This window comes from Bacillus sp. JAS24-2, assembly GCF_008274905.1.
Classification (GTDB): Bacteria; Bacillota; Bacilli; order Bacillales; family Bacillaceae_G; genus Bacillus_A; species Bacillus_A cereus.
Genome location: NZ_CP031068.1, coordinates 3,676,234 through 3,689,843 on the forward strand (window position 1 = coordinate 3,676,234; position 13,610 = coordinate 3,689,843).

Consider the following 13,610-nt stretch of genomic DNA (forward strand, 5'->3'; position numbering starts at 1 on the left):
AGACACCCTCAAGTAAGAAGGTGTCTTTCAACAGATTAATAGTTTTTACAAGTCTCAAATAAACCTTTTTCTTTTAAAACAGAGATTAGCGTTTCTCCCATAACTGCTGGAGTTTCAGCTACTTTAATGCCACAAGCTTCCATTGTTTTAATCTTTTCAGCAGCAGTTCCTTTACCGCCAGAAATGATTGCACCAGCATGGCCCATACGTTTGCCAGCAGGCGCTGTTTGACCACCAATGAAGCCTACAACAGGTTTTGTCATATTAGCTTTTACCCATTCAGCTGCCTCTTCTTCTGCTGTACCGCCGATTTCACCAATCATAATTACAGCATGTGTTTCTTCATCTTCATTAAATGCTTTTAAAGCATCAATAAAGTCTGTACCGTTAACAGGGTCTCCGCCGATACCTACAGCAGTAGATTGGCCAATACCTTCTTGTGTTAACTGATGTACAGCTTCATACGTTAATGTACCAGAGCGAGATACGATACCAACATGACCTTTTTTATGAATATATCCTGGCATAATACCAATCTTACATTCATCCGGTGTGATTACACCTGGGCAGTTTGGTCCAAGTAAACGTGTATGTTTACCCGCCATATATCTCTTTACGTTTACCATATCTAATACAGGAATCCCTTCAGTAATACATACTACTAAATCAATTTCTGCATCAACAGCTTCCATAATTGCATCTGCCGCAAAAGCGGGTGGAACGTATACAACTGAAGCGTTTGCGCCTGTTGCTTTCACTGCATCTTCTACTGTATCAAATACTGGTACACCTTCAATATCAGTGCCGCCCTTACCTGGTGTTACACCACCGACAATTTTCGTACCGTATTCAATCATTTGTTTTGTATGGAATAAACCTTGAGAACCTGTAATACCTTGAACAATAACTTTTGTATCTTTATTAACTAATACGCTCATTTTTCTCCCCCGCTTTCTATTAGCCCACTAGTGAAACAATTTTTTGTGCACCGTCTGCCATAGATTCTGCTGCAACAATATTTAAGCCAGACTCATTTAAAATTTTCTTACCTAGTTCTACGTTTGTACCTTCAAGACGTACAACTAAAGGTAACTCAAGACCTACTTGTTTCGTTGCTTCAATAACACCTTCTGCAATAACATCACACTTCATAATGCCACCAAAAATGTTAACGAAGATACCTTTTACATTTTTGTCAGAAAGGATAATTTTGAATGCTTCTGTAACTTTTTCTGCAGTTGCACCGCCACCAACATCTAAGAAGTTAGCTGGGTCACCGTGGTAATGTTTAATGATATCCATTGTAGCCATCGCTAAACCTGCACCATTAACCATACAACCGATATTTCCATCTAAAGGAATGTAGTTTAAGTCGTATTTTGAAGCTTCAATTTCTTTTGAATCCTCTTCATCAAGATCACGAAGCTCTAAAATGTCTTTATGGCGATATAATGCATTAGAATCAAAGTTTAATTTTGCATCTAATGCCATAACTTTACCTTCACCTGTTGTAACAAGTGGGTTAATCTCAGCGATAGAGCAATCTTTTTCGATAAACGCACGGTATAAGCCCATCATAAACTTCACAGCTTGTCCTACAAGCTCTTTTGAAATATTGATGTTAAATGCGATTCGGCGCGCTTGGAAACCTTGTAAGCCTACTGCTGGATCAATATATTCTTTAAAGATTTTTTCAGGTGTTTTTTCTGCTACTTCTTCAATTTCTGTTCCGCCTTCTTCAGACGCCATTAAAACAACTTGAGAAGTTGCACGATCTAAAACTAGACCTACATAATATTCTTTTTTAATATCGCAACCTTCTTCGATAAGTAAGCGTTTTACTTCCTTACCTTCAGGACCTGTTTGATGTGTCACAAGTGTAGTTCCTAAAATGCTTTCTGCATATGTACGAACTTCATCTAAATTTTTTGCAACTTTTACTCCGCCAGCTTTGCCGCGTCCACCAGCGTGAATTTGTGCTTTCACTACACATACATCTGTTCCTAATTCTTTCGCCGCTTCTACAGCTTCTTCTACTGTAAATGCAACCTTCCCGTTCGGAACGCTAACCCCATAGCTTCTAAGGACTGCCTTACCTTGGTACTCATGGATATTCATGGTCCCATCCTCCCCTGTTTTCCTGTTTTACTCGAAAAGTTTTTTAATGTTTAAAAAACATTACATTGCCATTGTATAAGATGATTGGCACGCTGTCTACAATAAAGTGTCAGAAAACTGAAATCGCTTTATTCTTTTTCGAAAATAGTAATGTTTATATGCCAAAATAAAAAAATAAGCTGTATATTTACAGCTTATTTTTGAATCATATCTTTAATTGGTGCGAATGACTTGCGGTGTTCATCTAGTACTCCATGCACTTGAATTGCCTCTAAATGTTGCTTTGTGCCATATCCCATATGTTGCTCAAATCCATATTCAGGATACTTCTCTCCCAGTTCTTTCATCATACGATCTCTCGTTACTTTTGCGATAATGGATGCTGCTGAAATCGAAACACTTTTCGCATCACCTTTAATAATTGATGTTTGCGGAATTGGTGTAGGAAGCTTCATCGCATCAATTAATAAATGTTGGGGTGTACAAGATAAATTTGCAACTGCATCTAACATCGCTCGTTTCGTTGCTTGGTAAATATTAATGTCATCAATAACTTGCGGTGATACAATTCCTACTCCAATTGCAATTGCTTGTACTTTTATTTCATCATAAAAACGCTCACGTTTCGCTTCACTCAACTTTTTCGAGTCATTTAACCCTGGAATATAAAAATCCTCAGGAAGAACGACAGCTGCCGTCACAACAGGCCCAGCCAATGGCCCGCGCCCTACTTCATCAATACCCGCGATATATGTGACCCCTTTTTCACGCAAAGCATTTTCATACTTGGACATTTCAAAAAACTTCTCTTTTTCTTTCTGTTCTAACTCTTTTTGTTTATACCACTTCAAAACGAGCTTTTGAACACCTTTTCGATCATCTTTCATTAACAGTTGAAAGCGATCATCTTCTTCATTCATAATTTCTTTCAATACATTTTCTGCTTCTTTTATCGTCATAGTTTGCATTTATACAAGCTCCTTTTTAAACATATCCAAAAAGAAAAGACGCACAAACGCACGTCTTATACTTCTTCTATTTTTTCCACATCTTCTACTTGCTCTGCAAACTCTTCCGGTGTTTCAAACGTCATTTTTCCAAGTTTGCCACCACGAAGCTCACGAAGCACAAGCTCAGATGTCTTATCATAATCAATCATTCCGCCGCCCATTAAGCAGCCTCTATTTTTTCCAATTGCATCGAATAATTCCACAATATCTTCTGGAATCTCATTTAAATTATAGCGTTCTTTCAAGCGTTCTGGATAATGTTTCTCCATAAAACGTAATGCGTAAACAGCTACATCTTGTAAATTTAAAATTGAATCTTTAATTGCACCCGTTGTCGCTAAGCGAAGACCCACTAATTGATCTTCAAATTTAGGCCACAGAATACCTGGTGTATCTAACAATTCCATTTCCTTCCCAACTTTAATCCATTGTTGAGCTGTTGTCACACCTGGACGATCTCCTGTTTTAGCAATATTTTTCTTTGCCAATTTATTAATCAATGTAGATTTACCAACATTTGGTATACCTACAATTAATGCACGAATCGCTCTCGGTCTAATACCTTTTGCAACCATTTTATCAAATTTTTCTTTAACAAGCACTTTACAAGCTGCTGCAATTTCCTTCATACCTTGTCCAGCTTGCGCGTTAATCGAAATTGCCATATGGCCTTTTTCTTTAAAATATGCGATCCATTGTTTTGTTAAACGATCATCCGCCATATCCGCTTTATTTAAAACAACAAGCCTTGGCTTATGTGTAATGATTTCATCAATCATTGGGTTTCGAGATGATAATGGTAATCGAGCATCTACAAGTTCAATTACAACATCAATTAATTTTAATTTCTCCGTTACTTGGCGTCTAGCCTTCGCCATATGCCCTGGAAACCATTGAATTACCATGTTGCCACCTTCTTTTTCATTTATTTCACAATACGTGCGTCTTCTAACGGCCAATATAACATATTAGCTTTACCAATTACTTGATCCATTGAAATCGTACCGATTGAACGGCTATCTTTACTAAAACGACGATTATCACCTAAAACAAATAATTGATCTTTTGGAACGGTTTTCTTGCCTGTCATTTCTTCAAGATTAAAATCATATGTAAGCGGTCCGTCAGCAATTTGCTTTTTCTGCTTGTCTAAATACGGCTCCTCATAAGCTTTTCCGTTAATATACAGTTTATCATTACGATACTCTATTTCATCGCCTGGCAGGCCTATAATGCGCTTAATGTAATCTTTATCTTCTGTTGCTCGAAATACGATAATATCAAAGCGTTTTGGATCTCCAATGTGATAACCAATTTTATTCACAATCATTCGATCACGATCATGTAAAGTAGGTGCCATCGATACCCCGTCTACGAGAATTGGCGCAAAGAAAAACTGTCTAATAACACCAGCTAATACAACAGCAATCAAAATTGCTTTAATCCATTCCCAAAGTGAACTCTTCTCTTTTTTCATGCATTTCCCCTCCACGGTTATGTAAACTGCTCGTATTATACCAAAATTTCATATAGATTGGAAAAAGGGAGCTTGTGCATTTACAAGCTCCCATACATGTCTTATCGAATTTCTTTAATACGTGCTTTTTTACCGCGAAGGTTACGTAAGTAGTATAACTTAGCACGACGTACTTTACCACGGCGAAGTACTTCGATTTTCGCGATTCTTGGCGTGTGAACTGGGAATGTACGCTCAACACCTACACCGTAAGAAATCTTACGAACTGTGAATGTTTCACTGATTCCGCCACCACGACGTTTAATTACAACACCTTCGAAAAGCTGAATTCTTTCACGAGTTCCCTCAACAACTTTTACGTGTACACGTAAAGTGTCACCAGGACGGAATGAAGGAAGGTCAGTTTTTAATTGGCCTTTTGTAATTTCTGCGATTAATTGTTGCATATTAAATTCTCTCCTTTAAACAGATGCTCTTATAAAGTCTTAATAAATTACAGCGGAACATCGTTAATACGGCTACTGATTTCAGTAGCACAAATGTTATAATAGCATATTACTAGGCCTGTTGCAATAGCAAATATATGAAGTTATTACTGCTCTCGCTTTATTTCCTCAAGCCATTTTTTCTCTTGTTTAGATAGCTCTCTCTCATCTAATAAATCAGGTCTACGCGTATACGTTCGGCGCAAAGATTCCTTATGTCGCCATTCATCAATGTTTTTATGATTCCCTGACATTAATACATCCGGTACCTTCATACCACGAAAATCAGCTGGACGTGTATAATGAGGATGCTCTAATAAACCTGTACTAAACGAATCCTCTACTTGTGAAGCATGATTTCCTAGCACACCTGGCAAGAGACGTACCACACTATCAGTAATAACCATAGAGGCTAATTCTCCGCCCGTTAATACATAGTCACCAATAGAAATCTCATCCGTTACGAGATGCTCACGAATTCGTTCGTCATATCCTTCATAATGCCCACATACGAAGATTAAATGTTCTTCCCCTGCAAGCTCTTCCGCTTTCTTCTGCGTAAATCTTTCGCCCTGCGGACACATTAAGACAACTCTCGGCTTACGCTCTGTCTCTTTCGTCAAATCTTCTACAGCATCAAAAATAGGCTGAGGAGTAAGCACCATACCAGCTCCTCCGCCGTAAGGATAATCGTCTACGCTATTATGCTTACTTGTTGTATAATCACGAAAGTTAACAACACGAAGGTTTACCGCTTCTTTTTCTTGCGCCTTCTTTAATATAGAAGATCCAAATACACCGGTAAACATGTCTGGGAACAACGTTAAAATATCAATTTTCATTATAGCAGCCCTTCCATTACATGAATGGTTACTAATTTATTTTCAATATTAACTTGAAGTACAACATCATCGATATAAGGAATTAAGAGATCTTGACCCTTCGGGCGTTTAATTACCCAAACATCATTTGCACCAGGAGATAGAATCTCTTTGATTGTCCCTAGCGCTTCTCCTTCTTCCGTTACAACACTGCAACCAATAATTTCATGATAGTAGTATTCACCTTCAGCAAGTTCGCCTAACTGCTCTTCTGGTACTTTTATTAAAGAACCTTTAAACTTCTCTACTTCATCTACATTGTTATATCCTTCAAATGTTAATAAATCGAATGTCTTATGTTGGCGATGAGAAGTTACCTTCACCGGAAGATAGTCTGTGCCTTTCTCATTCGATATGTATAGCGTGTTTCCTACTTTATATCGCTCTTCTGGAAAATCAGTACGAGAAATAACACGGATTTCTCCTCTTACGCCATGAGTATTTACAATTTTCCCTACGTTAAACCATTTTGTCATAAATAGTATGTCACCCCTGGTTTCTATATAAATTAAGCATCTCCATTTCGCAGATGGAACATGCAATCTCTATTTAAATGTTAAAAAAGGGAGAGGAATAACTCCTCGCCCTTTTTACGTTTATTGAATTTCCAGTGTTACTTTTTCATCATTATGATGTCCCACTGAATACAAGAGCATTCGAATCGCTTTCGCAACTCTCCCTTGCTTTCCAATGACTTTTCCAACATCCTCAGGATGTACAGTTAATCGATACTTTATCTCTCCGTTGCAAAGTTCCTGTGTAACTTTTACATCTTCAGGATAATCGACAAGAGGCTTGACAATCGTCTCGACTAACTTCTTCATAGTCATTGCCTCAATTACTTACCTTGTTTAGATAAGTGGAATTTCTCCATGATACCTTGGTTAGAGAATAAGTTACGAACTGTATCAGATGGTTTAGCACCATTTCCTAACCATTTTAATGCTGCTTCTTCGTTGATCTTAACTTCAGCTGGTTGAGCAACTGGATTGTAAGTTCCGATTTCCTCAATGAAACGTCCGTCACGAGGAGAACGAGAATCTGCAACAACTACACGATAGAAAGGAGTTTTTTTAGCTCCCATACGTTTTAAACGAATTTTAACTGCCATTTATAAAGCACCTCCGAATTTATTTCACACAGATAATTATATTAGCAAAAAGACTATTGCTTTGTAAAGTATTTTTTCTTAACAGAGCCATCTTTTTTTCCTTACATGAATGGAAACTTCAATCCACCTAGTCCTTTTTTCTTACCTTTTTGCATTCCCGTCATCGTCTTCATCATTTTTTTCATGTCATCGAATTGCTTAATTAGACGATTGATTTCTTGTACAGTTGTACCGCTACCTTTGGCAATGCGCTTTTTGCGACTAGCATTGATTATTTCCGGTTGTTCTCGTTCTAATTTAGTCATAGAACGAATAATTGCCTCAATATGCCCAATTTGTTTTTCATCAACTTGCGCATTTTTCAGCCCTTTAATTTTATTTGCACCAGGAAGCATTCCTAACAATTCATCAAGCGGCCCAAGTTGGCGCACTTGTCCAAGTTGTTCTAGGAAATCGTCAAGCGTAAACGAAAGCGTACGCATTTTTTGCTCAAGTTCTTTTGCTTTCTCTTCATCAACTGTAGCTTGCGCTTTTTCAATTAACGTTAAGACATCGCCCATCCCTAAAATACGGGATGCCATACGCTCTGGATGGAACGCTTCAATTGCATCTAGTTTTTCACCCATACCAGCAAATTTAATCGGCGTGTTTGTTACAGCCTTAATAGATAATGCAGCACCACCGCGCGTATCACCATCTAATTTCGTTAATACAACACCTGTTAAACCTAACTGTTCATGGAAACTTTGTGCAACATTTACCGCGTCTTGCCCCGTCATCGCATCGACAACAAGGAAAATTTCATCCGGTTTCGCAACTTCTTTCACTTTCGCTAATTCATCCATTAATTCTTCATCAATATGCAGGCGACCCGCTGTATCGATTAAAACATAATCGTGATGATCTTCTTTTGCTTTTGAAATCGCTTGTTTCGCAATTTCAACAGGACTTACTTGATCTCCTAAAGAAAATACAGGCATGTCCAATTGCTTCCCTAATGTTTCAAGCTGTTTAATCGCTGCTGGACGGTAAATATCCGCTGCAACAAGCATCGGTTTACGATTATGCTTTTTACGAAGCAAATTCGCAAGCTTACCTGTCGTCGTTGTTTTACCCGCACCTTGCAGACCAACCATCATAATAACAGTCGGTGGCTTATTAGCAACAGCAATTTTGCTTTGCTCTCCGCCCATAAGTTCTGTAAGTTCTTCCTGTACAACTTTAATTACTTGTTGTCCAGGTGTCAAACTTTTCATTACATCTTGTCCGACAGCACGTTCAGACACACGCTTCACAAAATCTTTTACTACTTTAAAGTTAACATCCGCTTCTAAAAGAGCTAGACGAACTTCTCTCATCATTTCTTTCACATCGGCTTCAGAAACTTTTCCTTTGCCGCGGATTTTTTGCATTGTCTGTTGAAGTCGGTCGGCTAATCCTTCAAATGCCATATTGCCGCCCTCCTAATCTAATTTTTCGATAGCTTCAACAACTTGTTTCATTTCTTCATTCACATGCTCTTCTTCGCTGATTAGCTGTTTTAGCTTTGCAACAAGTCGCTGTCGCTCTTGAAACTTTTGAAGTAATACTAATTTTTCTTCATATTCTTCAAGCATCGCTTCAGTCCGTTTAATGTTATCATACACGGCTTGGCGACTTACATCAAATTCTTCCGCAATTTCACCAAGAGATAAATCATCTAGATAATAAAGCGACATATAACTTCTTTGTTTTTGCGTTAACAACGATTGATAAAAATCAAATAAATAGTTCATTCTCGTTGTTTTTTCGAGCATGTTGGATCATCCTTTGTTAAGTGATTTCCCTTTACATGAATTAGTTTACATGTAGTCCAAAAGAGTGTCAAGTTTTTTTCTTAACATCATATATTTTTTATAGAAAAAGAAGCGGAAATACCGCTTCTTTCGCTTATACTTCTTCTGTTTCTACTAAGTTCGCAAATAAACCATACACATATTGTTCTGGATCAAACTGCTGCAAGTCATCCATTTGCTCTCCTAATCCAACAAACTTCACCGGTACATCCATTTCGTTACGAATCGCTAATACAATACCACCTTTAGCAGTTCCATCTAACTTCGTTAAAACAATACCAGTTACATTCGTTGCTTCACGGAATGTTTTCGCTTGGCTTAAACCGTTTTGTCCTGTTGTTGCATCAATAACAAGCAATACTTCATGAGGAGCACCTGGTACTTCACGCTCAATTACACGCTTCACCTTCTCTAACTCTTTCATTAAGTTCACTTTATTTTGCAAGCGTCCTGCTGTGTCACATAGTAATACATCTACCTTACGTGCTTTCGCTGCTTGTACAGCGTCATACATAACCGCCGCTGGATCAGATCCAGATCCTTGTTTAATCACTTCTACACCAACGCGATCGCCCCATACTTCTAATTGTTCAATCGCTCCAGCACGGAATGTGTCTCCTGCCGCCAATAGGACTGACTTACCTTCTGATTTAAACTTATGCGCCAGTTTACCAATTGTCGTCGTTTTTCCTACACCATTAACACCAACAAATAAAACGACCGTTAATTGGTCCTCTTGCATATTAATTTCGTTACTAAAATCGCTGTCACCTTTGTAAATTCCTACTAGTTTTTCTGAAATAACAGCTTGTACTTCTTTTGGATCTTGAATGTTACGACGTTGTACTTCTTCTTTCAATTGGTCAATTAATTCCATTACCGTCGCAACGCCAACGTCTGCACCGATTAAAATTTCTTCTAACTCTTCGAAGAAATCTTCGTCCACTTTACGGTAACGATACACTAAATCATTCACTTTATCCGCAAATGAATTTCTCGTTTTTTCTAATCCTTGTTTAAATTTCTCTGTAACTGTATCCGTTTGTTTTGAAATTTTTTCTTTTAGTTTTTTAAAAAAACTCATACTTTCCCATCCTTCCTATTCACTTGCAATAAGTTCTTCTCCGGCGTCTAAACGAACCGAAACAAGTTTAGATACCCCCGATTCTTGCATTGTTACACCGTACAACACATCAGACTCTTCCATTGTACCTTTTCTATGTGTAATTACAATAAACTGCGTCTCATCACTGAATTTCTTTAAATACTGTGCAAAACGAGCTACATTCGCCTCATCAAGGGCTGCCTCTACCTCATCTAGTACACAGAACGGTACTGGGCGTACTTTTAAAATACCAAATAAAAGCGCAATTGCTGTTAAAGCACGCTCTCCACCTGAAAGTAAACCTAAGTTCTGCAGTTTCTTCCCTGGCGGTTGTGCTACAATATCAATACCCGTATTTAGTAAATCCTCTGGATTAGTCATTACTAAATCCGCTCTACCGCCTCCAAATAATTCAGAGAATACCGATTGAAACTCCATTCTAATGCCTTCAAACGTAGTAGAAAAGCGTTTTTTCATTTCTTCATCCATTTCGGTAATAAGCTGGTGCAATGTCGCTTTCGCTTCTTCTAAGTCGTCTCTCTGCTCTAGTAAGAATGTATGACGCTCCGCTACACGTTCATATTCATCAATTGCCCCTAGGTTCACTGTACCTAACTCTTCTATGGATAATTTGATTAATTTTACTTTCTTACGCGCATCTTCTGCAGGCATTGTCATTGTATATTTTAGTTTTGCCGCTTCAAATGAAATCGTATATGTTTCACGTAAATGTTGTAATCTATTTTCCAACTCTACATCCAGTCGATTTATTCTCACTTCTTGATCTTTCAACATTTCAAGAACATATTTATGTTTACCTGTCGTTTCTTTCAAATTGCGCTCTAAATGTTCTACTCTCTCTTGCAACGATACACGTTGTTCACGACGAGAGCGAATTAATTCTGAAGTTTGATTACGATCATATGCTTTCTTCTCAATCATATTCGTAATTTGCTCTTCACCACTTGAATTAGATGTCATTTCTTGTTTTAAGAACGCTAAATCCTCTTTCGTTTTTACAAGTGTCGCATCCGTTTCTTCTTTTTCCTTCGTCAATCGTTCAACTTTTTCTTTTTGATTAGATAAGCGTTGTTGCTTTTCAGCTGCCAGCACTTTTAACTCAGTCATTTCTTTTTGAACTTTTTCTTTCGAAGAATGTTGCTCACTTTTTTGTTTTGTTAAAGCTACAATTTTACTATCTAACTTAGTGATTTCAGCTTGAAGATTCGTTAAAACCCCTTCTAACTCCTCTTTACGCCCTTGCATTTTTACTCGATCTTGTAAAAACCCTTCAATCTCTAAATCATAAATAGACAACCGATCATTAATACGATGTTCTTCTAATTCTAAACGATTAATCTCTTCTCTTAATTTCTGCTCATCTACACGATCTGCTTCTACAGTTTGCCTTAGTTCGCGTATTTTCACTTCTTTTTCTTGAATCTCTTGTTTTACTGCTTTAACAAAGTTTTCTAACTTCGTTGTTTTTTCTTCCATATCAGTTAACTTGCGAGTCCACTCTTCCAGTTCACGTTGGCGTCCTAATAAAGAAGATTTCGCTTGCTTTACCGCCCCACCAGTCATAGAACCGCCAGGATTCACTACGTCACCTTCGATTGTTACAATGCGATAACGGTATTGCAGTTGTTTCGCCAACTCATTTGCTCCACGTAAATCTTTCGCAACAATAACAGTACCTAATAAATTTGAAACTACATTTTCATATTTATTGTTGTACTGCACAAGTTCTGCCGCCACACCTACAAACGATGGGTGTTGATTTGCAATGCGTAATTGCTCAAATGATAACGATCTGCTTTTAATAACAGCTTGCGGTAAAAACGTTGCACGTCCATGTTTATTTTGCTTTAGAAATGCAATCGCATTACGAGCATGTTCCTCTGTTTGTACAACAATATGCTGCATCGCTGCACCTAGAGCGATTTCCATTGCAACTTCGTATTCTTTCGGTACCGTTAACAGTTCCGCAACAGCACCCTCGATACCTTGCAACCTATTTTCTCTAGCTTTCAATACTTCACGTACACCTTGATAGAATCCAGAATAATCTTCTTGCATCTCTTCAAGCATTTCTTTTCGAGAACGTGCCTGTTGCACAAATTGATATGCTTGATACAGTTTTGTTTCATTTTCACTATACTGCGTCTTACATTTCCCAAGCGCCGCCTCTGTCTTCTGTATATTTGAGAGAATGCCAGCTACTTTTTCTTTCGCTTGTTCGTAACTTTCTACAAGTTTCGTCTTTTTCGCTGTAATTTCCATACGCATTTCTACATATTTCGCATTCTCTTCATCTAGACGCTCGTTTTTAGACGTTTGCTGTTTCGATTGTTCTTCAATCATAGATAATTCATTACGATGACTAGCTTGTTGATTTAAAAGCTCAATATAGTCACCTTTTAAATTCTCAATCTGTTCCTCTAAATTGTCAGCAAAAGTAGCAAGCAGTTGCTCATTATCATGCAATTTTTGCTCCAACTCTTTTACTTCATTCACAAATTGCATTAAAGATTCTGTACTTGACTCAATCTCACCATCGTAACTTTTAGCTTTCTCAGTTAATTCAACAATTAACTGCTCAAGTTGCGCACAATGCGTCGTAGCATTTTGCTTTCTTTCTTTTAACAACTCACGCTGCCCTTCTAGTTTTTCTAGCTCTTTACTAGAAAGAAGAAGTACTTCTTGCAACGAGTCTACAGACTCGTCTACCGCTTGTAATTGTCCTCGTAATTCCTCAAGCTCTTCTTCACTTTTTTGTAAATTCGTTGACATTTTAGCTTCTTCGTTTTTATTATGCCCAAACTGATTTCGAAGCGCTTCCCATTTCTCATGCAATTCTTCAATTTCATGAACAATAAGCGCAGCTTCTACTTTCTCTAATTCTTCTTTATTCTCAAGATAATCTTTCGCAATAGAAGCTTGTCTTTCTAAAGGTTCTACTTGACTACTTAATTCATGAATTATATCTTGTACACGATTTAAGTTTTCTTGTGTTTCTGCTAGTTTCCCTTCAGCTTTCTTTTTGCGAAGTTTGTATTTTAGTACGCCTGCCGCTTCTTCAAATACACCTCGACGCTCTTCTGACTTACTACTTAAAATCTCTTCCACTTTCCCCTGGCTAATAATTGAAAAAGCTTCTCTTCCCATACCAGAGTCCATAAATAAATCGATAATATCTTTCAATCTACATGATTGTTTATTAATATAAAAATCACTATCACCTGAACGAGATACACGACGTGTTACACACACCTCATTGTATTCAATTGGTAAACGTTGATCTTCATTATTTAAAGTTATTGTTACTTCAGCAACATTAACCGCTCTCCTCGTATCACTGCCTGCAAAAATAATATCCTCCATCTTTGCACCACGTAATGATTTTGCAGATTGTTCACCAAGTACCCAGCGAATTGCATCAGTAATATTACTTTTCCCGCTTCCATTAGGTCCTACTACAGAAGTTACACCTGGGACAAAATCAACAGATACACGCTCAGCAAAAGACTTAAACCCTGCTATTTCTAATCTTTTTAAAAACACGAAAGGCCTTCCTCCTATTCTCCG

The 13,610-nt window shown here is 37.7% G+C and carries 14 protein-coding genes; all 14 read right to left on the reverse strand.

Translation table 11 applies throughout. The annotated features are described in order from the left end of the window. Positions 1–35: 35 nt before the first annotated feature. Positions 36–938, reverse strand: coding sequence for a succinate--CoA ligase subunit alpha (gene sucD / locus DN407_RS18915; RefSeq protein ID WP_000115178.1), 903 nt, complete (start codon positions 936–938; stop codon positions 36–38). A 19-nt stretch (positions 939–957) separates the two neighbouring features. Further along, a complete protein-coding gene (gene sucC / locus DN407_RS18920) occupies positions 958–2,118 on the reverse strand; it encodes an ADP-forming succinate--CoA ligase subunit beta (RefSeq protein WP_149216594.1) in 1,161 nt (386 codons plus the stop codon). Positions 2,119–2,312: 194 nt separating this feature from the next. Continuing rightward, positions 2,313–3,086 (reverse strand): ribonuclease HII, encoded by a 774-nt coding sequence (locus tag DN407_RS18925; RefSeq protein WP_098294532.1) that lies wholly within the window; start codon positions 3,084–3,086, stop codon positions 2,313–2,315. Positions 3,087–3,142: 56 nt separating this feature from the next. After that, a complete protein-coding gene (ylqF, locus tag DN407_RS18930) occupies positions 3,143–4,033 on the reverse strand; it encodes a ribosome biogenesis GTPase YlqF (RefSeq protein ID WP_000236702.1) in 891 nt (296 codons plus the stop codon). A 20-nt stretch (positions 4,034–4,053) separates the two neighbouring features. Further along, positions 4,054–4,605 (reverse strand): signal peptidase I, encoded by a 552-nt coding sequence (gene lepB, locus DN407_RS18935; protein WP_000711851.1) that lies wholly within the window; start codon positions 4,603–4,605, stop codon positions 4,054–4,056. A gap of 101 nt (positions 4,606–4,706) precedes the next feature. Then, a complete protein-coding gene (gene rplS, locus DN407_RS18940; protein WP_001186516.1) occupies positions 4,707–5,051 on the reverse strand; it encodes a 50S ribosomal protein L19 in 345 nt (114 codons plus the stop codon). 146 nt (positions 5,052–5,197) lie between these two features. Then, positions 5,198–5,932: a tRNA (guanosine(37)-N1)-methyltransferase TrmD gene (gene trmD, locus DN407_RS18945; protein ID WP_000686903.1), complete on the reverse strand. Its 735-nt coding sequence runs from the start codon at positions 5,930–5,932 to the stop codon at positions 5,198–5,200. Beyond that, positions 5,932–6,447 carry a ribosome maturation factor RimM gene (gene rimM / locus DN407_RS18950; protein WP_000170278.1) on the reverse strand — a complete coding sequence of 172 codons (516 nt, stop codon included), beginning with the start codon at positions 6,445–6,447 and terminating at the stop codon, positions 5,932–5,934. Before rimM ends, trmD begins: the two co-directional genes overlap by 1 nt. 120 nt (positions 6,448–6,567) lie before the next feature. After that, the gene (locus tag DN407_RS18955) at positions 6,568–6,795 is read right to left on the reverse strand and encodes a KH domain-containing protein (RefSeq protein ID WP_000737401.1); all 228 of its coding nucleotides are present in this window, start codon (positions 6,793–6,795) and stop codon (positions 6,568–6,570) included. A gap of 14 nt (positions 6,796–6,809) precedes the next feature. Then, the gene (gene rpsP, locus DN407_RS18960) at positions 6,810–7,082 is read right to left on the reverse strand and encodes a 30S ribosomal protein S16 (RefSeq protein ID WP_000268750.1); all 273 of its coding nucleotides are present in this window, start codon (positions 7,080–7,082) and stop codon (positions 6,810–6,812) included. A 101-nt stretch (positions 7,083–7,183) separates the two neighbouring features. Further along, complete coding sequence (gene ffh, locus DN407_RS18965; RefSeq protein ID WP_075717459.1) at positions 7,184–8,533, reverse strand: signal recognition particle protein; 1,350 nt, start codon at positions 8,531–8,533, stop codon at positions 7,184–7,186. A gap of 12 nt (positions 8,534–8,545) precedes the next feature. After that, positions 8,546–8,878, reverse strand: coding sequence for a putative DNA-binding protein (locus tag DN407_RS18970; RefSeq protein ID WP_000891062.1), 333 nt, complete (start codon positions 8,876–8,878; stop codon positions 8,546–8,548). A gap of 133 nt (positions 8,879–9,011) precedes the next feature. After that, positions 9,012–10,001 (reverse strand): signal recognition particle-docking protein FtsY, encoded by a 990-nt coding sequence (gene ftsY / locus DN407_RS18975; RefSeq protein ID WP_000007655.1) that lies wholly within the window; start codon positions 9,999–10,001, stop codon positions 9,012–9,014. A 15-nt stretch (positions 10,002–10,016) separates the two neighbouring features. Then, a complete protein-coding gene (smc, locus tag DN407_RS18980) occupies positions 10,017–13,586 on the reverse strand; it encodes a chromosome segregation protein SMC (protein ID WP_000478977.1) in 3,570 nt (1,189 codons plus the stop codon). Positions 13,587–13,610: the final 24 nt, after the last annotated feature.